The organism is Actinomycetes bacterium (assembly GCA_035506535.1).
Classification (GTDB): domain Bacteria; phylum Actinomycetota; class Actinomycetes; order DATJPE01; family DATJPE01; genus DATJPE01.
The window spans coordinates 34,281-59,595 of the sequence record DATJPE010000095.1; the positions used below are offsets into that span (position 1 = coordinate 34,281).

The window sequence follows — 25,315 nt, forward strand, 5'->3', positions numbered from 1 at the left end:
GAGCACCGGTCAGTGGGGCCTTCCCGTCGGGGCGGCGGGGTGCCGCTCCGTCTCTGTCGACGCTAGGCCGCATCCGCGGAGTGCGGCGCGCGCCACGCCGTACGCGCCGGCCCTCGCGGACCGACCCCGCGGCTCCTCGCGTCAGCCGCCGAAGCGGCGATGGCGTTCGGCGTAGGACCGCACCGCGCGCAGGAAGTCGATGCGGCGGAAGTCGGGCCAGTACGCCTCGCAGAAGTAGAACTCCGAGTGTGCGCTCTGCCAGAGCAGGAACCCCGACAGACGCTGCTCGCCCGAGGTACGGATCACCAGATCCGGGTCGGGCTGTCCCTTGGTGTACAGGTGCGCCGCGATGTGGTCGACGTCGAGGACGGCGGCCAGGTCGTCCAGCGAGGTGCCCTGGACGGCCTGTTCCTGGAGCAGGGCACGTACGGCGTCGGCGATCTCGCGGCGACCGCCGTAGCCGACTGCCACGTTGACCAGCATCCCGGGGATGTCGGTGGTCCGCTCCTCGGCCGTCTTCAGCACCGTTGCCGTGCGCTCGGGGAGCAGGTCGAGGGCACCGACCGGGTGGATGCGCCACCGTCGACGCTCGGCGAGATCCCCGACGGTGTCCTCGATGATCGAGAGCAGCGGCGCGAGCTCGGACTCCTCGCGCTGCAGGTTGTCGGTCGAGAGCAGCCACAGCGTCACCACCTCGACGCCGAGGTCCTCGCACCACCCGATGAACTCCACGATCTTGTCGGCGCCGGCCCGGTGACCGCCAGCGGTGGACAGGCCCGCGTCGCGGGCCCATCTGCGGTTCCCGTCGAGGATGACTCCGACGTGGCGAGGGATGCGCTCGGGGTCGAGGTGCTGGATGCGGTCGGCGAGGCGGCGCTCGTACACCCCGTAGACGAGGTCGCGCAGCCCCATGGACACCTCCCGTGACGTGAGCCTACTGGCGTCACCTCACGGGATGGCTCAGGCGTGCGGGCCTTCGGCGCGGACCTTCGCCACGTGTTCCATCGCCCCCCGCAGGTCGGCCAGCCAGGTGTCGCTGTTCTTGGCCACCAACCGGACGCACCAGGCCAGCGCGTCGGAGCGCGACCGCGCCACGCCGGCCTCGACCAGGGTGTCGAGCACCTGCCGCTCGGGCTGGCGCAGCCGGGTCATGACCGGCGCCGACAGGGTCGTGAACAGCTCGCGATGGTCCCCGACCTGGACGCCCCAGGAGACCGTGCGCCCGGTGCGGTGCTGCAGCTCGCGCGCCACCTCCATGCGCTGCTCACGGGTGCGTTCGCGGAACTCCTTGACCCGCCCGCGGACAGCGGCAGCGCGTTCGGCGTCGGCGGCCTCGGGCGCGAGCGGGGGTGGGGCGAGCGGGCCGATCACGGTGATCTCGTCGCGGTCGAGCTCGAGGGTGACCGGTCCGGTGAACCAGTCGTCGGGCAGGCGGCCGGTCAGCCAGCCGCGGAGCGTGTCGTGGTCAATGGTCATGTCAGCATGATTACACAATTACATCATTACGCAACTGCATCGTCAGGACGACAGCTGGGCGCGGAGCTCCTCCGGGGTCGTCACCGGCCGCTCGCAGACGAAGCCGCGGCAGACGTACGCCGCGGCGCGGCCGGCCACGAGCCCCCGCCCGGCGAGCAGCGGCGCGCTCGGCGCTTCCGCCGGGTCGCCGACGGCCAGCACCAGGCCGGGTACGTCCGCCAGCAGCGCGGCTCTGCGCAGGGCCTTCGTGCCGGGGTCGTCGGGGGGGCCCACGAGCGCGACCTCTCGCGGCCCGTCGACCATGGCCTCGGCGACCGCCAGCCCCCAGCCGGCGAAGCGGGGATGCTCGCTCGCCAGGAGCCGGTAGACCCCGAGCGCGGCCTCCGCCGCCTCCCGGTGGCGGGCCGACCCCGTGAGGGCGGCGTAGGACAGCAGCGCACCGGCCGCGGCCGCCCACCCGGACGGGGTGGCGTTGTCGGTCGGGTCCTGGGGCCGGCGCAGCAGCTCCTCCGCGTCGTCGGCGGTGTCGTAGAAGCCGCCGGCGCCGTCGGCGAAGTGCACGAGGACGGTGTCGAGCAGGTCCCCCGACCAGGCGAGCCACCGACCCTCGCCGGTGGCGGCGTACAGCGCGAGGAGGCCCTCGGCGAGGTCCGCGTAGTCCTCGAGCACCCCGACATGGCGTCCCGCCCGGCCGGCCCGAGACGCCCGGACCAGCCGGTCGCCCTGCCGGTGCACGTCCATCAGCGTCTCGGCGCACTCCCGCGCCGCCTCGACCCAGGCCGGCTCGTCGAACAGCGCGCCGGCGTCGGCGAGGGCCGCGATCGCGAGGCCGTTCCAGGAGGTCACGACCTTGTCGTCGCGCATCGGTTGTGGCCGCGACGCGCGGGCCTTGCGCAGCCGGTCGCGGACGTCGGCCCAGCGCACCGCGTCGTCTGGGTCCGCGCGCAGCTGCAGCGTCGACGTGCCGTGCTCGAAGGTCCCGTCAGCAGAGACGGCGAACAGGTCCGCGGCCCAGGCCCCGTCCCGCTCGCCCAGCGTCTGGCCGAGCTGGGCGGGAGTCCACACGTACGTCGCGCCCTCGACGCCGCCGGTGTCGGCGTCGAGGGCCGAGGCGAAGCCACCCTCGACCGTCCGCAGGTCGTCCAGAAGGAACGACGTCGTCTCGCGCACAACGCGCTCCGCCAGGGCCGACCCCGTCGCCCGCCACAGGTGCGCGTAGAGGCGCAGCAGCAAGGCGTTGTCGTACAGCATCTTCTCGAAGTGCGGCACGACCCAGTCCGCATCGACGCTGTAGCGCGCGAACCCGCCGGCCAGCTGGTCGTAGATCCCGCCCCGGGCCATCGCCTCTGCGGTGGCGGTCACCATCTCGAGGGCCGATGCGTCGCCGGTGCGCGCGTGGTGGCGCAGCAGCCACTCCATGACCACCGACGGCGGGAACTTCGGCGCCCGCCCGAAGCCGACGCCGTCGAAGCCCTCGCGGACGACCTCGACGGCCCTGGCGAGACTGGCTACGTCGGGGGGCGCCCCGCCGGCCCCGGCGGACGTACGGCGGTCGAGCTCGGCCCCGATGCGGGCTGCCGCGTCCTCGACCGCCCCGCGCTCCTGACGCCAGGTCTCTGCGATCGCCGTCAGCACCTGCGGGAAGGACGGCATCCCGGAAACCGGACGGGGCGGGAAGTAGGTGCCCGCATAGAAGGGCCGGCCATCGGGGGTCGCGAACACCGTCATCGGCCAGCCACCTCGGCCGGTCAGCGCGGTGACGTAGTCCATGTAGACCGCGTCCACGTCGGGGCGTTCCTCGCGGTCGACCTTGACGTTGACGAAGCCCGCGTTCATCAACGCGGCGGTCGCAGGGTCCTCGAAGGACTCGTGAGCCATGACGTGGCACCAGTGGCAGGCCGCGTACCCGACCGAGAGCAGGATCGGGACGTCGCGGCGCCGTGCCTCGTCGAAGGCCTCCTCGCCCCACTCGTGCCAGTCCACCGGATTGTCTTGGTGCTGCAACAAGTACGGGCTCGTCGATCCGGCGAGACGATTGGGCACGACAGCTCCTCCCCAGGTGGATCAGACCGCTCCCCATCCTCGCCGACCCCGCAGCTGCGCGAGGAATGCCTTTCAGGGGATGCTGTCGAGGATCTCGAGCATCCGCGCGGTCATCGACTCGCGAGCCGGGGTCAGATAGCGCCTGGGATCGACGTTCGTCGGGTCGGCCTCGAGCTCGGCCCTGATCGAGCGGGTCAGCGCGACGTTGAGTGCCGTCCCCACGTTGACCTTGGCGATGCCTGCCGCCACCGCTGTGCGCAGCTCTTCGCCGGAAACGCCCGAGGAACCGTGCAGCACCAGGGGAACGCTCACCCGTTCGCGAAGGCGCGCGATGAGCTCGTGGTCGAGCCGGGCCGTGGGGTCCCGCATCGCGTGCGAGCTGCCCACCGCGACGGCGAGCGCGTCGACACCCGTCCGCCGGACGAAGTCGGCGGCTTCGTCCGGATCCGTCCGCACACCCTCGGCGTGCGCACTGAGCGGCGAGTCTGGCTTGCCCCCGACGTAGCCCAGCTCGGCCTCGACCCACAGACCGGCCGCATGGGCCTGGTGTACGGCTCCGGCGGTGCGCCTGAGGTTCTCCTCGTAGGGCAGCAGCCCTGCGTCATACATGACCGAGCTGAAGACGGAATCGAGTGACTCGGCGAAGAGGGCGCCTTCGGTGACGTGGTCGAGGTGGAGCGCGATGGGGACGTGTGCATGACGGGCGACCGCCTCCGTCGCCACCGCGATGGGCTCGAGCTGGCCGACGTGAAAGCGCACGGCGTTCTCACTGATCTGGAGGATCACCGGCCGGCGACTCGCGTTCGCCGCGGCCGCCGCGGCCTCGGCATGCTCGAGGCTGATCACATTGAACGCCACGACGGCGCTTCGTCGTGACCGTGCGCCCTCGACGAGCTCGCTCGTCGGCGCCAGCGTCATCCGGCGACACCACCGAGATCGCGGACGAGCACTCCCTCGCGCTGTGCGGCGTACACCTCGAGGTCCACCTCACCGGCCACCGGGCTCAGCACGGCGGCAGAGGCCAGGCCCACGCAGTCGCGCAACGTCTCCCTGAGGTCGGTCGCTACCGGGTCCACGCGCAGAGCGCGCGCGAGACCTGCCACGACGGCGTCTCCGGCGCCCGTCGCATTGCCCTCGAGAACCGTCGCTGGCGTCGCCGCCCACACCCGACCGGATGCAGCGGCGATGACACCGTCGGGACCCAGCGACGCCACCACGACGGTCCCGTGCATCTCCGAGAGCTCGCGTGCCGCGGCGACGGGTTCGCCGATCGGCGACGCCAGGGCGAGCTCCTCGGCGTTCGGCTTGACCACGGTCGGGCCGGCGGACAACGCGTCGAGGAGGGCAGGCCCACTGGTGTCGACGACGACCGGGACCTCGGCAGCCTTGGCCAGCTCGACGAGAGTGCTCATCGCGTCCTTCGGGACGCCGGACGGGACGACGCCGCTGATGACGACCACCCGAGCGCTGACCAGCGCAGCCGAGAAGGCCCCGAGCAGCTCAGGCCAGCAGTCGATCTCGGCCGGCTCGACGAGCACAGTGACGCAGCCGCTCGTCTCGTCGACGACGGTCACGGTCCGCCGGGTGGGAGCGCCGCTGTGGACGGCGGAGGTGGGGACGCCCAGATCGGCGAGCCCGCGCGCGAGATCGCCCCCGCCGGGACCGCCGAGGGGGAGGAGGACCTCGACCGGTTCACCGAGCTGGCGCAGGATCCGCGCGACGTTGACGGCCTTGCCCCCCGGCCTGGACGACACGGTTCCGACCCGGTTGGTGCTCCCCACCACGAGCTGGTCGACGCGGTAGGTGAGGTCGACGGCCGGGCTCAGGCAGACGCAGAGGATCACGCGGGCGGGCCCTCGGCCAGCACGACGGAGCGGGTGAGGCTGCGCGGCCGGTCCGGGTCGAGCCGCAGCTGTTCGGCGCGACGGACGGCGAGCTGCTGGACGCGGATCAGGTCGGCCAGCGGGTCCAAGCCGTCCGCCACGAGCACGGCGCCGGTGGCCCTGACGTCGTCCGCGATGCCCTCGCGGGGCTCGCCGAACACCCACACCGCCCGCCCGGGCTCAGCGATCGCGATCGGCCCGTGCCGGTACTCCATCTGAAGGTATGCCTCCGTCCACGCCTGGGCGGCCTCGCGCATCTTGAGGGCCGCCTCCTGGGCGATCCCGTAGGCCCAACCTTGCCCAAGGAAGGAGATCTGCGTGGCGACCTGGGCGTCCGGGGAAACGGGGTCCTTGCCCTCGAGAACCGAGACTGCCTGAGCGATCACGGGATCGACGTCCTCCCCGAGGGACACCCTGAGCAGCATCAACGCCGTCGTGGCGAACACCGTCTGCACCACCGACTCCTCGTCGGCGAAGTCCAGCACGATGGATCTGGGCGTGACCTGCGTGACGGGCGAGCCCGGCACCGCGGTGATGGCCACGACCGGTGCGGACGTGGTTCGTACCGCCCGGATCACCTCGGTGGTCGTGCCCGAGCGCGAGATCGCCACTACCCGGTCGTACGAACGCCCCGCCGGGAACTGGCTGGCTGCGAACGCATCCGTCTCCCCCGCTCCCGCGTCCTCGCGCAGCGCCGCATAGGCCGCGGCCATGAACCACGACGTCCCGCAGCCGATGACGGCGACGCGTTCGCCGGTCTGGGGAAGGCTCTCCGCGACATCAGCGGCCAGGTCCCGCGCCGTGGTCCACGCCCCAGGTTGGCCGAGGATCTCGCGGCTGACGTGTGGGAGTGCGTCGGTCGTCATGTGCCCTTCCTGACGGTCATGAGCTCCTCGCGTCTCGCCTGCGCGGCCGTTCCTCCGAGCGCTCGGACGCTGAGTGCACCGGCGAGGACAGCGCGCTCGAGGCACTCGGGCACGTCGAGGTCGTCGAGCCACGCATCGATGAAGGCCGCGTCGAAGCTGTCCCCGGCACCGGTCGTGTCCACGGTGACGACGGGGACACCGGCGACCTCCAGCAGGCCCCGGTCCGAGGCGACGGCGAAGGCGCCGAGGGCGCCGTTCTTCACCACCACCATGGGCCCCGAGCCGGCGATCCGTGCGGCCGCGACATAGGGGTCCTCATCGCGGCCGAGCGCGATCGCCTCGGCTCGGTTGGGGAGGACGAGGTCGAGCAGTGGTAGCAGCTCCTCGATCCCGTCCCAGACGCCGGCGGGGTCGCCGTTGGTGTCCAACGACGTCGACGCACCCACGTCCCGGGCCGCGACCAGGACCTGGGCGGCATGCGACAGCAGCGCTCGCTGGAGATACAGCGAACAGAGGTGGACGTGTCGGAGGCCGGCGCCGGCCAGCTCGGCGATCGTGCGCACCACCTCGTCAACGGACAGCGTCGGGATCGCGCCCGGCAGGGTCAGCGTCGCGCGGTCGTCGCCATGGGAGAGCACCACCGACAGTCCGGTCGGTACGTCGGATCGGCGCCGCACGTGATCCACCGAGACGCCGGCGGCGGACAGCTGGTCGCAGACGTGAGCCGCGAACAGGTCCTCGCCCACCGCGGCGACCAGCGAGACCTTGCGGCCGAGGAGCGCAAGACCATGGGCGGCGATGCCCGCGGACCCGCCGATGACCAGGTCAGCCGCCTCGAGGAGCTGCTCCGCCTGGCCGAAGCGGGGGATCACGTCGCCCACGAGCAGCAGGTCCGGGTTGAGATCGCCCACCACGAGCACGCGAGAGAGATCACCGCTCACGGGGCACATCCTGACGAGGATCGCACAACGTGTCTACAACTGATCAGGGAAGATGCTCAGTTCTGCTCGATTGCGGTCATCGCTGCGGAGGCACCGGGGCGAACTCGTGGGTGATCGCGCGCAGCTTTCGGCCGATGCGTTCCGCGTCGGTCACCTTCAACCTCTCCTTCGGCGCGGTGACGCTGACCGCGGCGACCGGCGTCGGAGCCCCGAAGAACAGCGGCACGGCGACGCAGCGCACGCCGACCTCGCTCTCCTCGTCGTCGAAGGACCAGCCGACGTCTCGGACCCGGCCCAGCTTGTCGGCGAGCTCATCGGCGCTGCGGGCGGTCTTGGGCGTTCGCGGGACCGTCTCCAACGGATGACGGGCGAGCCAGCCGGTGACAGCGGCGTCGTCGGGCAACGTGGACGCGAGGATGGCCTTGCCGACCGCCGTGACGTACGCCGGGTTGCGACCACCGATCGTGGAGGTCAGTCGGACGGTGTGGTCGGCTTCGACCTTGTCGACGTAGATGACGTCGCCGCCGTCGAGGACCGCCAGATGCGTCGTCTCGTTGAACTCGTCGCGGATGGCGATGAGCAGCGGGCGGACCATCGCGCGCAGGTCGAGTCCGTCGTAGAAGCCGAAGGCGGCCTCCACGATCGCCGGGCCGAGGAAGTAGGGACCGGCCGGCACGGGCTGTGCAGCGAAACCGTGCGCGCGCAGGACGACCAGCAGCCGGTGCACCGAGCTCTTGGGCACCGAGAGAGCGCGGCTCAGCTCGTCGAGGGTGCTCCCGCCCGGCCGTTGAGCGAGCAGCCGGATCAGCCGCAGCGTGCGGTCGACCCCGGTGAGGGTGGGCGCCGTCGTGGTCAATGGTCCGTCCAGTCCACAGAGCGGAACGCTATGCCATGTAGCGGAATCCTGCTACGTTCCCTCCGTGGTACCGACTCGGGCAACCGGGATGCGCGCACTCGTGTTCACTCGCCCGGGTGACGTGGAGCTGCGCGAGGAGCCCGCTCCGGTCGCCGGTCCTGGAGAAGCGCTCATCCACGTCCGCTCCTCGGGGATCTGTGGCAGCGACCTGCACGGATTCTGGCACGTGGGGATGCGCAAGCCGCCGCTGATCATGGGCCACGAGTTCGCCGGTGCCGACGCCGACGGCTCCCGCGTCGTCATCAACCCGCTCCTCACCTGCGGGACATGCGCCGCCTGCCTGCGCGGCCATTCCTCGGTGTGCGCGAACCGGCAGCTGATCGGCGTCAACCGCGCGGGCGGCTTCGCCGAGCAGGTCGCCGTGCCGACCTCCGCGCTGCATCGCCTTCCGGACGGTCTCCCTTGGGTGTCGGCTGCCCTCATCGAGCCGCTCGCCAACTCGGTGCACGCGCTCGACCTCCTGGGCGATCCGCAAGGCAGCCTCGGCATCGTCGGCGCTGGGTCGATCGGTTTGCTCACCTTCCTCGTGGCGCGATCCCGGGGGTACGACGTCGTCCTCGCCGAGCCGTCGGATGTTCGGCGCGACACCGCGCAGCGACTTGGTGCGACCGTCGTGCCCCACCTCGGGTCCGTCGACCGCGAGTTCGACGTGACGATCGACGCGGTGGGCAGCACCGAGTCTCGCCGTTCCGCTCTGGAGCGGCTCTCTTCTCGAGGCACGAGCGTGTGGATCGGGCTGGCCGAGGCGGATTCGACCATCGGGGCCAACGACATCGTGCGGAGCGAGAAGCGCGTCGTCGGCTCTTTCGCCTACACCGACGACGAGTTCGCTCACGCTGTGACGCTCGTGTCCACGCTGGACCTCACCTGGGTCACCCCGATCCCGATGGCTGAGTCGGAACGGACGTTCCTGGAGCTCGCCCGAGGTCGAAGCGACATCATCAAGGCCGTGCTCGACCTGTGCGAGCAGGGCGACCGATGAGGGGGCTGGCCGGGAAGCGGGTCCTCGTCAGCGGTGGCTCACGCGGGATCGGTCAGACATCTGCGCGTCGCTTCCTCGAGGAGGGGTGCTCGGTGTTCCTCACCGGGCTCGACGCGGACGAGGTGGAGGCCGCCGTCTCCGGCCTCGCCTCGTGGGGCACCGTGGCCGGCACGCGCTGCGACGTGTCCTCCGAGTCCTCTGTGAACGAGGCCCTGCAGAGCGCGGTGGCGTTCCTCGACGGCATCGACGTTCTCGCCAACAACGCCGGGATCGCCTGGCAGGAGCCGTTCCTGGACATGACCGCGAGCCACTGGGACCGGGTCATCGCGGTCAACCTTCGTGGCATGTTCCTCGTCGGGCAGGCGGTGGCGCGACATCTCGTCGCGGAGCGGCGTCCGGGCGTCATCGTCAACATGGCCTCGACGAACGCGCTCGGCGGTGAGGCGTACTACGCCCACTACAACGCCTCGAAGGGCGCGGTCCTGCAACTGACTCGCACCATGGCGGTCGAGCTCGGCGTCCATGGGATCCGAGTCAACGCCCTGTGTCCGGGCTACATCGAGACGCCGCTCAACCGTGAGATCGCCGCGAACAGCGGTGACCCGGACTTCGTGGCCACCTATGTGCGAGACAACATCCCGCTGGGTCGTACCGGCAGCGAGGAGGACGTCGCCGCCGCGTACGCCTTCCTCGCCAGTGACGAAGCCGCGTTCGTGCACGGGGCCGCGCTCGTGCTCGACGGCGGTCAGACCGCGGTCATGTGACAGGTCCCGGGAAGGTGGGTCACGGCATTGTGCAGGAGGGACGAGCTGGGGTGGAGCGAAGGACTGCCGAGCCGATCGTCCTCGATGCCGGTGACCTGCCGGAGTGTCCACGGTGGGACGACGTCTCCCAGCGCCTGCACTGGGTCGACATCTACGCCGGCCGCCTGTGCGTCTGGTCCCCGAGCACCGGCGAGCGGAGCACCTACGACGTGGGACAGCCGCTCGGCAGCTTCGCGTTCCGCGAGGGGCAGGGCTTCGTCCTGGCGCTGGCGGCGGGCTTCGCCCTCAGCGGCGCCGATCCGTCGGGATGGGAGCCCGTGGGCGCCCATCGCCTTCCCGACAGCCCGATCCGCATGAACGACGGCGCGTGCGATCCGGTGGGACGCTTCCTCGCGGGAACGATGCGCCACGACGAGGCGGCCCACGGTGGTGCGCTCTGGCGGCTGGACCCGCAGACGGAGTCTGGCCAGCGTCCTCCGCCGGAGCCGGTCGTCGCACCGACGTCCATCTCCAACGGCCTCGGCTGGAGCGCCGACGGCCGTACGCTCTTCCACGTCGACTCGGCCGACCGCGTGGTGTGGGTACGCGACTACGACGTCGAGACCGGAACCGTCGCCGCGTCGAGACCGTTCGTGACCTTCGACGAGGGCGACGGCTATCCCGACGGCCTCGTCGTCGACAGCGAAGGCTGTCTGTGGGTCGCCCTGTGGGACGGCGGGCGCGTCGTCCGCGTGGACCCGACCGGCGAGGTGCTCGCTGAGGTCCTGGTCCCGGCGCGTCGGGTGAGCAGCTGCACCCTCGGCGGGGTCTCGGGCAGCGAGCTCTACATCACGACGGCGCGTCGTCGACTCGACCCGTCGGTGCTCGAGGCCGAGCCGCTGCACGGCTCGATCTTCGTCTGCCCTGTCGACGTCACCGCCCCGACCCTCGCCCGCTACGCGGGCTGACCACGACCACCTGGAGGACCCCATGCCACGCCAGGCATTCCGCACCGAGCTCGCACCACGCCCTGCGGGTCCCTACTCCCAGAGCGTCCGGATCGACAACATCGTCGTCGGCGCCGGCCAGGCCGGGATCCGGCCCGACGGATCGATCGTCGACGGGGTCCGTGAGCAGACCCGGCAGGCCTTCGCCAACCTGCTGGCCGCGATGGCCGAGGCGGGCGCGACCGGCCAGGACGTGGTGAGCGTGCGGGTCTTCCTGCGCCACCCGGAGCAGTTCGCCGAGATGAACGAGGCCTATGCCGAGGTCTTCACCGAGCCCTATCCCGCGCGGACCACGGTCTTCGTGGGGCTGCCGGCCGGGTTGGAGGTCGAGGTCGACGCGCTCGCCGTGCTGCCCCGCACGGATCCCTCCGAGACCGGGAGCGGAAGCTGACCGGGCAGTCGTACGATCCAGGCGCTCCCCTCGACGCGCCCCTGCCGTGGCGCGTGGCCGGGTCGGCGTCCCCTCCCCGGCTCCGGCTGCCCGGTGCGGACCCGGGGGCACGGCGCGACCTGGAGACGCCGGTGGCGGTCCTCGCCGAGTCGGCGTTGCTCCACAACGCACGGTGGATGCGCACCTATTGCGACGCGCACGGGTTCGTTGCCGCCCCGCACGCCAAGACCAGCCTGTCGCCCGAGCTGTGCCGACTACAGATGGCAGAGGGCGCCTGGGGAATGACCACGGCGTCCGTGGCGCAGGCGCAGGCGGTGCTCGGGATGGGCATCGACCATGTGCTCATCGCCACCGAGGTGATCGACGAGGCGCCGCTGCGTGACCTGGTCACCGACGTGATGGCAGAACCGCGGCGCGAGCTCGTCGTCTTCGTCGATTCGGCACGAGGCATCGGGGCGCTCGAGACAGCTGTGCGCGAGGTCGGCGCCGACCCCGGACGGGTCGGTGTCCTCGTCGAGCTCGGGCAGCCGGGAGCTCGCAGCGGCGTGCGCGACCGGACGACGGGGATCGAGCTGGCCGAGCGAGTCCATGCTTCCTCGACACTGACACTGCGAGGCGTGGGCGCGTACGAGGGCACGATCGCGAGCGCGCGGACACCGGACTCCCTCGACCGCGTCGACGCGTTCCTGCACGACGTCGTCGTGCTGGCGAGCGAGCTGCGGGACCGCGGCTTGGTCGGCGACCACGACATGGTGTCGGTCGGCGGCAGCATGTACCTGGATCGGGTGGGCACGGTGCTGTCGCCGGTCGCAGCATCCGGGGCAATGGTCCTTGTGCGAAGCGGCTGCTACATCACTCACGACCATGGGCTCTACGACGCGGCCGCTCTCCTCACGCCATCGCTTCCGCCGCTGCGAGCGGCCCTTCAGGTGTGGGCTCGAGTGGTCTCGCAGCCTGAGCCGGGCCTTGCCATCCTCAACGCGGGACGGCGACACGTGTCCCACGACAACGGACTGCCGGTGCCCCTGCACCTGGTCGGCGACGACGGGCGCGCGGTGGACGCGTCGGCCACGTCGGTGTCCGCGCTGAGCGACCACCACGCCTCCCTGAGATTCCCCGACACGGTCCCGGTGAGGGTGGGCGACCTGGTCGCGCTCGGGATCTCGCATCCCTGCACCACCTTCGACAAGTGGTCGACACTCCTCGTCCTGGACGACGACGGTCAGCAGGTCGGACTGTGCCGCACCCTGCTGTGACCGGAGGCCGACCCGTGGCCCCGACCCGGTCCCCGAGCTAGAAGGAGCTCGTCGTCCAACGGCCGACCACCGGCGCCGGGGCGGAGGGGACCGCAATTGTCACTGGTTGGGAACGATCCTTGCGAAGCCCCCCGCCAACCGTTGACGACGGGGTCCAGAGGTAGTTACGGTCTGTCTGGCGAAACGTCATTCCGCCTAGCGAAATCCAAGGCAGTCACCTTGACCATGACCACCGCCGTCACGTTCGTGGGGGCCGGGAGCGTGGAGTTCACACGCGACCTCGTCGCCGACATCCTCCGCTTCCCCGACCTCGGTCCCGTGGACCTGCGTCTGCACGACATCGACCCGGACCGGCTGAGCACCGCCGAGGGGGTTGCGCGGTCGGTCGCGCGATCAACCGGAACCTCGCCCACGGTGTCGACCTTCGCCGACCGTCGTGCGGCGCTCGAGGGTGCTCGGTTCGTCATCAACACGGTGGCCGTAGGAGGTCTTGACGCCACACGGGCCGACTTCGAGGTCCCGGCCCGCTTCGGGCTGCGCCAGACCATCGGCGACACGCTCGGCATCGGCGGCATCTTCCGTGCCCTTCGCACCTTCCCCGTCCTCGACCAGATCCTCGAGGACATGCAGGAGGTGTGCCCCGACGCCTGGTTGCTGAACTACACCAACCCGATGGCGATGAACATCTGGTACGCCTCGCTGAGGGCGCCCTCGATCCGGACGGTGGGCCTTTGCCACTCGGTTTACTGGACCGTGCGGGGCCTGTGCGAGGTCATGGGGGTCGACCACGAGGCAGTCTCCTACGACTCGGCGGGTGTCAACCACCAGGCGTGGTTGCTGCGCCTGGAGAAGGACGGACGGGACCTGTACCCGCTGCTGGACGAGCGCATCCGCGACGACCCCGAGCTGCGGCGGCGGGTACGGGTCGACATGTACAAGCGGATCGGCTACTACCCGACGGAGACGAGCGAGCACTCCAGCGAGTACGTGCCCTGGTACCTGCACAACGAGGCGGAGATCGAGCGCCTGCGCATCCCGATCGGGGTCTATCTCGACATCAGCGAGGAGAACGCCGCGACCTTCCAGGCGACCCGCGACGCGATCGTCGCGGGTCGCGACATCGAGGTTCACGACGGTGCGACGGAGTACGCGCCGCAGGTGATCCACAGCATCGTCACCGGCACCACGCGACGCATCCACGCCAACGTCCCCAACCGGGGGCTCATCTCGAACCTGCCGAGCGGGGCTGCGGTGGAGGTGCCGTGCTACGTCGACGAGCTCGGCGTCCACCCGGTGGCCATGGGTGACCTCCCTGCACAGTGCGCGGCGCTGAACCGCTCCTTCCTCAACGTGGCAGAGCTCACCGTGCGCGCGGCCGTCGACGGTGATCCGCGGTTGGTCCGGCTCGCCGCGATGGTCGACCCCGCGACGGCGGCCGCGCTGACGGTCGACGAGATCTGGCAGCTCTGCGACGCGATGACCCAGGCACACCGGGACCGGCTCCCCCTCGCGCTCAGGAACGAGCGCCTCCCGTTCGTCACCGACTCCGTGGAACGTCGGGCGTGATGGTCAGCGCGTGCGCCCCAGCCGCAGCGCCGACCCGCGTCCGCACGGCGTCGTCGACCTCAGGGGACCGGGACGACGTGCACCGTGGGGCCGAGGCGCTCCAGCTCGGCGGCGTCGCTCGGGTCGACACCGGAGTCGGTCACGATGTCGGACGCGACCGAGATGTCGACGATCTTGGCGAAGCCGCGCCGACCCACCTTGCTGGAGTCGGCGACAACGATGACGCGCTCAGCCGCCCGGACCAGCGCGCGGTTCGTGTGGGCCTCGACCTCGTGATGGGTGGTGAAGCCCGCCGCGGCGCTCACGCCGTCGACGCCGATGACGGCAATGTCCAGGTTGATGTTGGCCAGCGTGAGCTCCGCGAGCGGCCCGACGAGCTCGTAGGACTCGGCTCGGGCACTTCCGCCGCACACCACGAGTTCGATGTTCGACCGCACAGCGAGCTCGGAGGCGATGTTGAGCGCATTCGTGACCACCCGCAGGCCAGATCGCACGGCCAGGGCACGCGACACCTCGGTGGTCGTCGTGCCACCGTTGAGCCCGATCGAGGTGGCCTCGGGCGGGATGAGCTGCGCGGCGGCCTCGGCGATCGCCCGTTTGGCGTCGTAGTGCTGACCTCCGCGGTAGCGCATCGGCAGCTCGTAGAGGACGCCCGACGCGACCGCCCCGCCATGGGTCCGGGTGAGCAGCTTCTGCTCCTGGAGCAGGTGGAGGTCGCGACGCACCGTGGCCTCGGAGACCTCCAGCTGGGCGGCGAGGTCCAGCACGGCCACCGTTCCGTGCTGGTTGAGCTGCTGCAGGATCTGCCCGAGCCGGTCCTCCTGGCGCATGTCGCGCACCTTACGCGCACGTCGATGTTCATTTCGAGCATCCGGGCGATCGACCTTCCGGCCGCGAAGGCGACCGATTCGAACGGCAGGAGAGCGCCCGGAGACCGTGTTCGGGTCCTTGACCGCTCGATATCACCGTGCAAGGCTGCGCACGAGATTCGATCGAATGTGCGCGATTGGCCGATCTCGTCTGAAGGAGCACCCTGATGGTCCTCGTCCAGCCGGCCGGACGTCCGCACCGCCCGCGGACCCGCCGCACGACCCTGCTCGTCGCGCTCGGCGTGGCTGCCGCCCTCGGCGCCGCCGGATGCAGTGGCGGGAGCAGCAGCGGCTCCGCGGGGGGTAGCGCGAGTGCCGGTGGGGGCTCGACGTCGATCACCGTCGCTCACGGCTACACCGACGCCGAGGCGGCGGAGCTCAAGAAGCAGGTGGCGCAGTGGAACTCCGCGCACCCCAAGGAGACGGTCAAGCTCCTCTTCAACGGCGGCAACGACAGTGCGCTCCAGAAGACGGTGGCCGGATTCACCGCAGGCAACTTCCCGGACGTCGCCTACGAGTACGGCTCGTCGGCCGCGCAGCTGGCGCGTCAGCCCAAGCTCGTCGACCTCACCGACAAGGTGACGTCACCCGCTCTGGACTGGCAGGACTTCTTCCCCTCGGAGCGACAGGCCGCGACCGTCAACGGCAAGGTCGTGGGCATCCCCTCGCTCGTCGACAACCTCAGCCTCGTCTACAACAAGGACCTGTTCGCCAAGGCGGGTGTCGCTCCGCCCACGAACGACTGGACGTGGCAGGACTTCCGCGCAGCCGCCAAGCAGCTGTCCAACCCGAGCTCGAAGACGTACGGCTGGGCGTACGTCAACGACGGGAGCGAGGACACCGTCTGGCGCTACCTGGCGATGCTGTGGCAAGCCGGCGGCGACCTGCTCAACGCGGACAACACCAAGCCCGTCTTCAACTCCCCTGCCGGTCTCGCCGCCCTGCAGCTGCTGCACGACATGGCCGTCACGGACAAGTCCGTCTACCTCGACACGGGGAACCAGAACTACATCAACCTGTTCAACAGCGGCAAGATCGCCATGCTCTGGACGGGCCCGTGGGACCTGTCGAGCATCAACAGCGACGTGAACTACGGCGTGACCTATCTGCCCGGCTACAACGGCAACCACGAGACCATCTCGGGACCTGACCTCTACATGCTCTTCGACCACTCCGCGCCACGTGTCCAGGCGGCGCTGGACTTCATCTCGTGGCTCACCTCGGCCAAGGTGCACATCGACTTCGCCATCGCGACCGGGGACCTGCCGCTTCGTCAGTCCGAGACGCAGCTGCCGGCCTACCAGACCTTCCTCACCAAGTACCCCGCGGAGAAGGTCTTCGTCAGCAATCTCGCCAACGTCAAGCATGTTCGGCCGAACATCGCGAACTATGCCGAGGTCTCAGCCGCAGTCGGGCAGATGATCCAGAGCGTCCTGCTGGGACAGTCCCAACCGGCCGCCGCCCTGAAGTCCGCGAGCAGCCAGGTCTCGGCAGTTCTCGCCGGTTCGTGAGCGAGTCACTTCGCCCGGGCGAGACGCCCGTCATCGCTCGTGCAAGCCGACCGCGAACGATCCTGCCACGCCCCGAACGCCCATCGACGCGATCCAGGCGCAGCTTCGGCGGACGTCGATCCGAGGCCCTCAACGGATGGGCCATGGTCTCGCCCTCCGTGCTCCTGATCGCGCTCTTCGGCATCGTGCCCGTCATCTGGGCCGTGGCACTGTCGTTCCAGCGCAACGACCTCCAGACACCGCCGACCTGGGTCGGCCTGCACAACTACCGCCTGCTCGTCCACGACCCCGTCTTCCGCGCCTCGGTCAACCACAGCATCGTGTACACGGCGCTGTTCGTGCCGATCACCTTGGTGCTCTCGCTCCTCACCGCCGCGGCCCTGAACCGGCGGGTGCGGGGGATGACGTTCTACCGGCTCGCGGTCTTCATCCCGGTGGTGACCTCCACCGTCGCGACCGGGGTCATCTTCACCTGGCTGATGGACCCGAGCTACGGACTGATCAACGCCGTGCTCCAGAAGCTCGGGCTGCCGACCCAGATGTTCTTCGCCTCGCCCGACCAGTCGCTGTACTCGATCGTCATCATGACGGTCTGGGGCTGGGTCGGTTTCGGTGCGCTCATCTTCCTCGCCGGCCTCCAGGGGATCCCGCAAGACCTGGTGGAGGCCGCCCTCATCGACGGCTGCACCCGCAGCGGAGCGTTCTGGCGGATCCAGGTCCCCCTGCTGCGGCCGGTCAGCGGATTCCTGTTGGTGTGGCTCACGATCAATTCCCTCCAGCTGTTCGACGAGGTCTACGTGACGACGAAGGGCGGGCCCGAGCACTCGAGCACCGTGGTCGTCTATTACCTCTACGAGCAGGCCTTCGAGTTCTTCCACGCCGGCTACGCGGCCGCGATCGCGGTCGTCCTGTTCGCCGCGATCGCGCTCATCACGGTCATCCAGCTGCGAGTGGCGCGCGATCCGGCAGCCGGGGGTGGTGAGGCCCGGTGACAGCGGTCGAGGCGGTGCGCTCGGCACCAGCGAGCGGGCGCCGCAGGAGGCGACTGCGGCTCCCGTCGGCGTGGCACCTGGTGCTCATACCCACCGCTGTGCTGATGGCGATGCCGCTGGTGTGGATGTTCGTCACCAGCGTCTCGACTCTGGAGGAGACACGCCAGTACCCGCCGCAGCTGCCGTCGAGCCTGGACTGGCACAACTACGTCGTGGCCTGGACGGACTCGCCCTTCGGGCGCTGGCTGATCAACAGCACGATCGTCTCGGTGACGTGTGTCGTGAGCAACATCGTGTTCTGCAGCATGGCCGGGTACGCCTTCGCACGCCTTCGCTTCCCGGGAAGCCGCATCGTCTTCTTCGCGATGCTGGCGACGCTCATGGTGCCGTTCCAGGTGGTCATGATCCCCACCCTGCTGATCGTCAAGCATCTCGGTCTCGTCGACACGCTGCCGGCGCTCATCGTCCCGAACCTGGTCACGCCCTTCGGGATCTACCTGCTTCGACAGTTCTTCCTCTCCTTGCCCATCGAGCTCGAAGAGGCTGCGCTCATCGATGGGGCGAATCGCATGCGAATCCTGCGCAGCATCCTGCTTCCCCTCATGGGCCCGCCGATCAGCACGCTCGCCGTTCTCACCTTCCTGTCGGTGTGGAACGACTTCCTTTGGCCACTCGTCGTCACGTCCTCGCCGAACATCATGACCGTGCAGCTTGGCCTGTCGACGTTCCAGAGCGCGCACTACACGAACTGGCCTGTCCTTATGGCTGGGACACTGCTGAGCCAGCTGCCAGTGCTGCTGCTCTTCGTGATCGGGCAACGGTACTTCGTCCGCTCGATCGCAACGACCGGTATCAAGTAGCGGGTCAGAACGGCACGTGGCGAGCGAGCAGGCCCTCACCTGGACGTCGGCCCGACAGCATCCTCGCGAACTCGATCGCGTCGAGACGGATCTCCTCGGCACCCGGCGGGGAGGTCCAGTGTCCGCCCGCCGGCCCGCACAGCCGCAGGTCGTACGGCTCGCCGTGCAGGGCGGCCCACTCCGCGACCAGGTCCTCGACGATGGCGCCGTCGTGATCCGGCGTCACCACGAGGTCGGCCCCGGTCGCCCGCGCGAGGTCCACGCGGTGCATCCAGGCGTCGCGGGTGTAGACCCGCCCCGTGAGGTAGCCCACTGGCCGGGTCCCCAGCGGGGGACCGAACGGGAGCGGTATCGACCGCAGCACGTGGGGTATCCGACGTCTTGCGGTGACGCCGCGCCGACCGGAGCGCTCGAGGTCACCCACGAGCTCCTGCGCTGAGCAGCCCGCGCGGTCCCGGACCTGGAGCTGGTTCATCCGGTCGACGAGGTCACCGGCCCCTCCCACCCGGTGGGCGCGCCACGCCTGTCGCAGGAGTTCCGCGAGCGATGCCGTGCTCACCGCCGCGCCGGCCAGGTGCGCGACGACGTCGTGGACGTCCCAGCCGGCACAGTCGGTCGGCGCGAGCCACTGGTCCGGGGCCAGCCCGCGAAGGAGGTCGTCCAGCCGGCGGTACTCCTCGGCCGCGGCCACCATCCACCGGGTGTAGCCGAGCGAGCGTGGCAGCGCGGGTGTCGTGGCCGTCGCTTCCCCCATGACCGCCTCCCCTCAGCGAATGCCTAACGCTGTTAGGAGTTTGGGGGTAGCCTAGCTCGTCGTCAAGACCACACGACGTCCCACCAGGAGCGACCCGGTGGGGGATCGAGGAGCGCCGTTAGCGAGGCGGGTGCGCCGGCGGCTACGCCGTCCCGGCGCGCCCAGCGCCACCAGCAGACCCTGCGCCGCATCCTCGACGCGGCCTGGGTCCTGTCGCGGCAGCGCGGTCTGACCGGGTGGACGCTGCGCGACCTCGGCGCCGAAGTGGGGATGCAGGCCCCGTCGCTGTATGAGTACGCGCCGTCCAAGAACGCCCTGTTCGACCTCATGTTCGCCGATGGCTACCGGCAGCTGCTCGGTCGGATCGAGGCGGCGGAACGCCCGGTCGACCCACGGGAGCTGCTGCGCCTGGCCACGCGTCTGTTCGTGACGTTCGCGGCCGAGCAGCCCGCCCGCTTCCAGCTGCTGTTCCAGTACGCCGTGCCGGGCTTCACGCCCTCGACGGAGTCGATGGGTCTCGCCGAACAGGTCCTCGCCGCCTTCGCGGCGGTGCTCGAGTCGGCGGGAGTGTCCGAGGCCACCGACCTGGATCTGTGGACCGCGACCCTGACCGGCTTGGCCTCCCAACAGGTCAGCAACGACCCGGGAGGGCAGCGGTGGCTCCGGCTCGCCGACGTCGCGGTGGACCGGCTGCTCCCGCCCGCTGCCGGCTGATCCCGGGACTAGCCGGCCTCGGGTGAGCCGGCAGGCAGTGCCAGCTCGAAGCGGCACCCACTCCCGCGGTTCGACACGGCGACCGCCCCCCGGTGCGCCTCGGCGATGCCGCGAACGATGGCCAGGCCCAGACCCGCACCGCCGTCCCGGCCGGGTGTGCGGGCTTGGTCTCCTCGCCACGAGACGTCGAAGACGCGGGTCAGCTCCTCCTCGGCGATGCCGCCGCACTCATCGGCGACCGAGAAGACGACCTGGCCGTCTCGTCGTCCAACGGACACATCGACGACACCGTCGGCAGGGGTGTGACGGATCGCATTGACGACCAGGTTCCCCAGCGCACGGTGCAGCTCCGCCTCGTCGGCGAGGACGTCGGCACCTGTGTCCGCGTGCCCGCGCAGACGTACTCCATGCTCGCGGGCGTATGGGTCGGCTGCCGCGAGCGCGTCCGAGACCACATCACCCGCGGAGACGACGTCGAGGCACAAGGACAGCGTTCCGGACTGCAGCCGGGACAGCTCGAAGAGGTCGTCGACCATCCGCGAGAGGCGCTCGATCTGGGCCCGCATCTGGCGGTGATAGTGCTCGGGATCGTCGACGACACCGTCCTCCAGCGCCTCGGCCATGGCCCGTAGACCCGCCAGGGGGGTACGCAGGTCGTGCGAGACTCCCGCGACCAGCTCGCGGCGGCTGGCCTCCACCTGCCGCTCCCGCTCCAGCTGCTCCTGCTGGTGAGCGAGGTCGCGTTGCAAGGTCCCGACCCGCGAGGACAGAGCGAGGGCAACGACCACCGAGACCACCCCAGCCGTCACGCAGACGAGGAGCGCGACCCTCAGGTCATGGCCGGACAGGAACATCGCCTTCGCGGTCACGACCAGGCCGACCGCGAAGGCGAGCGTCGGGACCACGGCGACGAGAACTGCGGCGAGGGGCAGGGACCTGGCGACCAGACGGCGGAACACGAGGACGCCCAGCAGGCAGACCAGCCCCGAGCTGAACAGGGCCAGCCCCACGACCTCGAGGCGACTGCTCACGCCGCGTCCCAGCGATAGCCCACGCCCCACACCGTCCGCAGCCGGCGTGGCCTGGCCGGGTCCGGCTCCACCTTGGCCCGCAGGCGGCGGACGTGCACGGTGACCGTCGATCGGTCACCGATCTCCCACCCCCAGACCTGGCGCAGCAGCTCGTCCCGCGAGAAGGCCTGCCCCGCGTGCTCGACCAGGAACGCGAGGAGGTCGAACTCCCGGTTGGTCAGCGCCAGGATGTCGCCGCGAAGGCTCGCGCTACGCGCGGTCGTGTCCACGACGAGGTCGCCGTCTCGCATCCTCGCCGGCGCCGAGCGCTCGCCGCGGGAGCGGCGCAGGACGGAGTCGACCCGCAGCACGACCTCTCGCGGGCTGAAGGGCTTGAGCACGTAGTCGTCGGCGCCGACCTCGAGGCCGACGATCCGGTCGGCCACCTCGCCCCTGGCGGTGAGCATCACGACAGGGAGGTCGGGTGCGCTCTCACGGATCCGGCGGCAGACCTCCAGACCGTCCAGGCCCGGCAGCATGAGGTCGAGGAGCACGAGATCCGGGGGGTCGGCGTCGATCGCCGCGAGGGCGGCACGGCCGTCCGCGAGATGCGCGGCAGCCAGGCCCGCTCGCCGCAGGTAGACGAGGAGGACCTCCACCACGGTGGGGTCGTCCTCCACGACGAGGACGCGGTACGGCCGGGCGGGGCCGTCGGCCCCGCCCGGGACGTACCTCGTCATGCCGGTCATGGAAGCACGCGAGCGACTCACGTGGCGACCAGTCCCTCCATCCCCGCACCGTCGAAGGCCGGCAGACCGGTCACGGTCGTCACCAGGGTGAGGGAGCCGTCGTGGTGGACCCGGAAGCCCTGGACCTCGCCGGCGACCGCGTCCTGCACATAGAGCAGGCGCCCGCCCTCGGCGGTCGTCATGTCGATCGGACCCGCCCCGGTGGACGCGGCGACGGCCGAGACGAGGGTCAGGCTCCCATCGGCTCCGGTGCGGTACGAGCTCAGCGTGCCCGACCCCGCGTTGGCGCCGAAGACGTACCCGCGAGCCGTGGCGGTCCAGCACAGCGCGGTACCGCCGTCCCCGACAGAGGTCGTCAGCGCGCTGACGTGGCCGTCGGGGCGGAGCGTGTACGTGCTCACCGTCGAGGTGGCCGCCTCGGTCACCACGAGGTTCCCGAAGTCGTCGAAGCTGAACGCGAACGGGACGGCGCCCGCCGAGGGGTTCGAGACGTGATGCACCGGACGGCCGTCGTGGTCGATGGTCCAGACCTCGATCGTGTTGTTGGCCTTCGTCGTCACGACGACGTGCCGGCCCTGCGGGTCGAAGCCGATCTGCGCCGGCGCCGTGATGAACAGCGGAGGATCCGCGTTGGCGAGGCCGAGGGAGGCGACCGACCCCGGGACGGCGAAGAGGCGTCCACCCGCCACTCGGTAGCCGGCGATCGCACCGGTTCCGCCGGCGTCGAGGACGTAGACGAGATCACCGTGGACGGTGACGCTGACCGGGAACTGCCCCCGGCTGGGGACGACCTGACGCAGCTGAAGGCGGTCGCCGGAGACGCCGAACACACTGATGCTGTCGCTGCCCGCGTTCACGGCGTACAGCAGGCCGTGCCCGGCGTCGTAGGTGAGCGAGCCCTGCGAGGCGAGGCTGTCGAGCGGCGCCTGGTCGGCCACGCCGCCCCTGCCGCCGGTCAGGTACGTCGCCTCGCGAGTGAGGCTGCCGTCCGGCCCCCGCCGGAAGGCGATGACCGAGTTGGCGGTCACGTCGTCGGTCTGCACGAAGAGCGCGGTGCCACCGGGGACGCCGTACGTCCCCTGGTCGGTCGGTGACGCGTGGGCGGCTACCGGCCCGAGCGCCACCGCGGACGCTGCGGCGAGCACCGGTACGGCGACGCGGACGAGGGGTGCGATGAGGCGGTGCATGTGGTTCCTCCTGGCGGACGGGGACTGCGCCACCATCGCCCGCCCAGCGACCGCGAGGAACGGCTCCGCGGGATCGGTCACCACCCCGTAAGACTCGTGAATCCCGGCCGCGCGTCAGGACGCGACGACGGCATAGACCCGGCGCGGGCCGACACCCTTCAGCTCGTGCTCGCCGCGGTCCTCGAAGGTGATGCCCGAGCCCGACACGAGGTCGCGGACCGTCGAGGAGACGAGGACTTCCCCGGCACCGGCGAGAGCCGCGATTCGGGCGCCGGTGTGCACCGCGATGCCCGCGATGCTGTCCCCGAAGACCTCGCACTCCCCGGTGTGCAGGCCACTGCGGATGTCCAGGCCCAGGTCCCTGACGACCTCACGGATCGCCACCGCGGCGCGCACGGCCCGTGCCGGCCCGTCGAAGGTCGCGAGGAAACCGTCGCCCGCCGTGTCCACCTCGTGCCCGCGGAAACGCTCGATCTGACGGCGGACCGCCGCGTGGTGTCGGCCGAGCAGCTCGGTCCAGCTACGATCCCCGATCCGACCCAGCCGCTCGGTCGAGCCGACGATGTCGGTGAACAGGACGGTCGCCAGCACCCGGTTGGGCTCCGGCGCGGGTCGCACGCCGGTGGCGAGCTCCTCGATCTCGTCGACGATCGCGTCCCGGTTTTCGGTCCACCACGAGTGGTCGGCGCCGGGCAACTCGACGAAGCGGGCGCCCGGGATGCGCGAGGCGATATAGCGCCCCTCCTCGACGTGCGCGTCGCGGTCTCCCGTGGCGTGCATCACCACGGTGGTGGTGCCGATCGTCGGCAGGATGTCGCGGACGTCGACCAAGGTGTTCATCTTCATGAGCGCGAGGGCGGCCGCGGGGCTGGCCGAACGCTTGTAGTAACGGGAGACCTCGGCGAGCTCGGCCGGCCCGAGGCTCGGTGCGACGTCCTCCCATCCGAGGCCCGACAACCAGTTCTGCTCCACGACGGCGAAGGCCTCCTGGCGCTCCTCCCAGGTCGGTGCCCAGGGGTAGTCGGAGGTCCAGAGACGGCGCGCCGTGCTCCCGTAGGTCACCAGGCCGACGGTCCGTTCGGGGTACGTCGCGGCGAAGAGCATGCTCATGTTGCCGCCCTCCGAAGCCCCGAAGACGACGGCCCGTTGCGAACCCACGGCATCCATGACCGCCCGGACGTCGTCCATGCGCTGCTCCAAGGTGGGCAGCTCGTGCGTCGACACGGGGTCGGACATCCCGGTGCCGCGCTTGTCGAAGAGGATCAGCCGGGAGAAGGTGGCCAACCGCTCGAACCCCGCCGCCAGCTGCGGGAGCTCCCAGGCGTACTCCACGTGCGACACCCAGCCGGGGACGTACACGACGTCGACTGGGCCATCGCCCACGGTCTGGTAGGCGATGCTGACCTCGCCCGACCGGGCGTAGCGGGTCTCCGGCATGCGAGTCGGCACGCCGCTCACAGTGACAGACCGCAGGTCGGTGCGGAACGCAGTCACTCTCCTCGGCGGAGCAGGTCGGGTCGGATCGCCACGATCCGCGAGCCCTTGCGCAGCACGCATCCCTCGGCCTCGAGTGCGACGACGATCCGGTTGACCTGCTGGCGCGAGCCGCCGACCAGGCTGGCCAGCTCGGACTGGGTCAGGCGCACGTCGACCGGCACCGCGACACCGGCCTCGGCGGCCGGCGGCCGTGGACCCGCCGCGTCGAGCAGGAAGCGGACCACGCGGCCGCGCAGGTCCTTGAGCACGAGGTCGGTCGCGCGGTCGTCGGTGGCTCGGATCATCGCCGCCATCTCGATGAGCAGTGCGGACGCGACGGACGGGTGCTCGCGCAGGACGCGGGCCACCGTCGCCTTGGGCACGGCGACCAGCGTGCTGCGCTGCCGGGCGACCGCACTCGCGACCCGGGGCTGGCCATCGATGGCCGAGAGCTCCCCGAAGGAGCGTGGAGGACGCACCACGGCGAGCACCACCTCGGCGCCGGTCTCGGACGTCACCGTCAGGGCGATGGATCCCTCGGCGACGACGTACACGCCGCCGCCCGGCTCGCCGCGGGCGAAGACCTGCTGCCCGGCCTCGTAGCGACGGACCCGGCTCTCACCCGCGAGCCGGTCCAGCTCATCTGCCTCGAGCTGGCCGAACAGCTGGGTACGCGCCAGCAACCGGGCGACGGCTTCCCCGCTCATCGCCCGGTGTCGGCCCTTCGGATCGAGCCGGTGACGTAGATCGGGCTCACTGGGCCTCGAGGTGGCGCACGCCCGTACGCTGACGCCGCGAGACGAGGAGCGCAAGGGCCACGACGGCGACGACGACCAGAGTGATGGCCGCGCCGGTCGCCATCCAGTGCAGCTCGGTGCCGAACGTGGTGCCGGAGGCGGGGAGGGTGTCGGCGCTCGTGCCCCCGCGCGGGGTCGGGGTCATCGCGTAGGCGTTGCCGGCCAGCCCCACCAGGGAGCCGACGACGACGAGGAGGCCGAGGACGGTGCGGGTGACGATGCTGGTACGCATGGCGCTCTCCTGTGGGTCGCGGTGGTTCCTGTCGACGACCGAGCCTGCGCCGCCCACCAGCCGCTCGCTGTCACCCATGTGACAGCGCTCGGAA

Annotated in this window: 26 protein-coding genes; 10 read left to right on the forward strand and 16 right to left on the reverse strand. The window is 70.7% G+C overall.

Going from position 1 to position 25,315, the window contains the following annotated elements:
• Window positions 1–141 precede the first annotated feature (141 nt).
• The 8 genes from VMI11_15155 to VMI11_15190 form a co-directional block, all read right to left on the reverse strand.
• Window positions 142–912, reverse strand: a complete 771-nt coding sequence (locus VMI11_15155; protein HTY73735.1) for an isoprenyl transferase — start codon at window positions 910–912, stop codon at window positions 142–144.
• A gap of 48 nt (window positions 913–960) precedes the next feature.
• The gene (locus tag VMI11_15160; GenBank protein ID HTY73736.1) at window positions 961–1,476 is read right to left on the reverse strand and encodes a hypothetical protein; all 516 of its coding nucleotides are present in this window, start codon (window positions 1,474–1,476) and stop codon (window positions 961–963) included.
• 42 nt (window positions 1,477–1,518) lie between these two features.
• Window positions 1,519–3,519, reverse strand: a complete 2,001-nt coding sequence (locus tag VMI11_15165) for a thioredoxin domain-containing protein (protein HTY73737.1) — start codon at window positions 3,517–3,519, stop codon at window positions 1,519–1,521.
• 72 nt (window positions 3,520–3,591) lie between these two features.
• Window positions 3,592–4,437 carry a class II fructose-bisphosphate aldolase gene (locus VMI11_15170; GenBank protein ID HTY73738.1) on the reverse strand — a complete coding sequence of 282 codons (846 nt, stop codon included), beginning with the start codon at window positions 4,435–4,437 and terminating at the stop codon, window positions 3,592–3,594.
• On the reverse strand, window positions 4,434–5,363 hold the full coding sequence (locus tag VMI11_15175) for a PfkB family carbohydrate kinase (protein ID HTY73739.1): 930 nt from the start codon (window positions 5,361–5,363) through the stop codon (window positions 4,434–4,436). Before VMI11_15175 ends, VMI11_15170 begins: the two co-directional genes overlap by 4 nt.
• Window positions 5,360–6,268, reverse strand: coding sequence for a sugar isomerase (locus VMI11_15180; protein HTY73740.1), 909 nt, complete (start codon window positions 6,266–6,268; stop codon window positions 5,360–5,362). Before VMI11_15180 ends, VMI11_15175 begins: the two co-directional genes overlap by 4 nt.
• On the reverse strand, window positions 6,265–7,209 hold the full coding sequence (locus VMI11_15185; protein ID HTY73741.1) for a PfkB family carbohydrate kinase: 945 nt from the start codon (window positions 7,207–7,209) through the stop codon (window positions 6,265–6,267). The genes VMI11_15180 and VMI11_15185 overlap by 4 nt, the downstream gene beginning before the upstream one ends.
• Window positions 7,210–7,285: 76 nt before the next feature.
• Window positions 7,286–8,065: an IclR family transcriptional regulator gene (locus VMI11_15190; GenBank protein ID HTY73742.1), complete on the reverse strand. Its 780-nt coding sequence runs from the start codon at window positions 8,063–8,065 to the stop codon at window positions 7,286–7,288.
• Window positions 8,066–8,165: 100 nt separating this feature from the next.
• On the opposite strand from VMI11_15190, the gene VMI11_15195 reads away from it, so the two are divergent.
• The 6 genes from VMI11_15195 to VMI11_15220 all read left to right on the forward strand — a co-directional run bounded on the left by VMI11_15195 (window position 8,166) and on the right by VMI11_15220 (window position 14,070).
• Window positions 8,166–9,107: an alcohol dehydrogenase catalytic domain-containing protein gene (locus VMI11_15195; GenBank protein ID HTY73743.1), complete on the forward strand. Its 942-nt coding sequence runs from the start codon at window positions 8,166–8,168 to the stop codon at window positions 9,105–9,107.
• On the forward strand, window positions 9,104–9,871 hold the full coding sequence (locus tag VMI11_15200) for an SDR family NAD(P)-dependent oxidoreductase (GenBank protein ID HTY73744.1): 768 nt from the start codon (window positions 9,104–9,106) through the stop codon (window positions 9,869–9,871). Before VMI11_15195 ends, VMI11_15200 begins: the two co-directional genes overlap by 4 nt.
• Window positions 9,872–9,921: 50 nt before the next feature.
• Complete coding sequence (locus VMI11_15205) at window positions 9,922–10,818, forward strand: SMP-30/gluconolactonase/LRE family protein (protein HTY73745.1); 897 nt, start codon at window positions 9,922–9,924, stop codon at window positions 10,816–10,818.
• Between the two features lie 22 nt (window positions 10,819–10,840).
• The gene (locus tag VMI11_15210) at window positions 10,841–11,248 is read left to right on the forward strand and encodes a RidA family protein (GenBank protein ID HTY73746.1); all 408 of its coding nucleotides are present in this window, start codon (window positions 10,841–10,843) and stop codon (window positions 11,246–11,248) included.
• A 131-nt stretch (window positions 11,249–11,379) separates the two neighbouring features.
• Window positions 11,380–12,504: an amino acid deaminase gene (locus VMI11_15215; GenBank protein HTY73747.1), complete on the forward strand. Its 1,125-nt coding sequence runs from the start codon at window positions 11,380–11,382 to the stop codon at window positions 12,502–12,504.
• Between the two features lie 225 nt (window positions 12,505–12,729).
• Window positions 12,730–14,070, forward strand: a complete 1,341-nt coding sequence (locus VMI11_15220) for an alpha-glucosidase/alpha-galactosidase (protein ID HTY73748.1) — start codon at window positions 12,730–12,732, stop codon at window positions 14,068–14,070.
• A 59-nt stretch (window positions 14,071–14,129) separates the two neighbouring features.
• On the opposite strand, the gene VMI11_15225 is transcribed toward VMI11_15220, so the two are convergent.
• On the reverse strand, window positions 14,130–14,900 hold the full coding sequence (locus tag VMI11_15225; GenBank protein ID HTY73749.1) for a DeoR/GlpR family DNA-binding transcription regulator: 771 nt from the start codon (window positions 14,898–14,900) through the stop codon (window positions 14,130–14,132).
• Window positions 14,901–15,106: 206 nt separating this feature from the next.
• On the opposite strand from VMI11_15225, the gene VMI11_15230 reads away from it, so the two are divergent.
• The 3 genes from VMI11_15230 (at window position 15,107) to VMI11_15240 (ending at window position 18,302) form a co-directional block, all read left to right on the forward strand.
• On the forward strand, window positions 15,107–16,450 hold the full coding sequence (locus tag VMI11_15230) for an ABC transporter substrate-binding protein (GenBank protein ID HTY73750.1): 1,344 nt from the start codon (window positions 15,107–15,109) through the stop codon (window positions 16,448–16,450).
• 143 nt (window positions 16,451–16,593) lie between these two features.
• On the forward strand, window positions 16,594–17,442 hold the full coding sequence (locus tag VMI11_15235; GenBank protein ID HTY73751.1) for a sugar ABC transporter permease: 849 nt from the start codon (window positions 16,594–16,596) through the stop codon (window positions 17,440–17,442).
• Window positions 17,439–18,302 carry a carbohydrate ABC transporter permease gene (locus tag VMI11_15240; protein ID HTY73752.1) on the forward strand — a complete coding sequence of 288 codons (864 nt, stop codon included), beginning with the start codon at window positions 17,439–17,441 and terminating at the stop codon, window positions 18,300–18,302. The genes VMI11_15235 and VMI11_15240 overlap by 4 nt, the downstream gene beginning before the upstream one ends.
• Before the next feature lie 4 nt (window positions 18,303–18,306).
• On the opposite strand, the gene VMI11_15245 is transcribed toward VMI11_15240, so the two are convergent.
• Window positions 18,307–19,056 (reverse strand): maleylpyruvate isomerase family mycothiol-dependent enzyme, encoded by a 750-nt coding sequence (locus VMI11_15245; GenBank protein ID HTY73753.1) that lies wholly within the window; start codon window positions 19,054–19,056, stop codon window positions 18,307–18,309.
• A 189-nt stretch (window positions 19,057–19,245) separates the two neighbouring features.
• On the opposite strand from VMI11_15245, the gene VMI11_15250 reads away from it, so the two are divergent.
• A complete protein-coding gene (locus VMI11_15250) occupies window positions 19,246–19,770 on the forward strand; it encodes a TetR/AcrR family transcriptional regulator (GenBank protein ID HTY73754.1) in 525 nt (174 codons plus the stop codon).
• Window positions 19,771–19,778: 8 nt separating this feature from the next.
• Here VMI11_15250 and VMI11_15255 read toward each other — a convergent pair whose 3' ends face one another.
• From VMI11_15255 to VMI11_15280, 6 genes are all read right to left on the reverse strand, one after another.
• Window positions 19,779–20,801 (reverse strand): ATP-binding protein, encoded by a 1,023-nt coding sequence (locus VMI11_15255; protein HTY73755.1) that lies wholly within the window; start codon window positions 20,799–20,801, stop codon window positions 19,779–19,781.
• Window positions 20,798–21,520: a response regulator transcription factor gene (locus VMI11_15260; protein ID HTY73756.1), complete on the reverse strand. Its 723-nt coding sequence runs from the start codon at window positions 21,518–21,520 to the stop codon at window positions 20,798–20,800. The genes VMI11_15255 and VMI11_15260 overlap by 4 nt, the downstream gene beginning before the upstream one ends.
• A gap of 26 nt (window positions 21,521–21,546) precedes the next feature.
• The gene (locus VMI11_15265) at window positions 21,547–22,800 is read right to left on the reverse strand and encodes a beta-propeller fold lactonase family protein (GenBank protein HTY73757.1); all 1,254 of its coding nucleotides are present in this window, start codon (window positions 22,798–22,800) and stop codon (window positions 21,547–21,549) included.
• Between the two features lie 30 nt (window positions 22,801–22,830).
• Window positions 22,831–24,165 (reverse strand): adenylate/guanylate cyclase domain-containing protein, encoded by a 1,335-nt coding sequence (locus VMI11_15270; GenBank protein HTY73758.1) that lies wholly within the window; start codon window positions 24,163–24,165, stop codon window positions 22,831–22,833.
• Between the two features lie 41 nt (window positions 24,166–24,206).
• Window positions 24,207–24,899, reverse strand: a complete 693-nt coding sequence (locus tag VMI11_15275) for a Crp/Fnr family transcriptional regulator (GenBank protein HTY73759.1) — start codon at window positions 24,897–24,899, stop codon at window positions 24,207–24,209.
• Between the two features lie 46 nt (window positions 24,900–24,945).
• On the reverse strand, window positions 24,946–25,315 hold a 370-nt coding region (locus VMI11_15280; GenBank protein HTY73760.1), incomplete at its 5' end, for a hypothetical protein.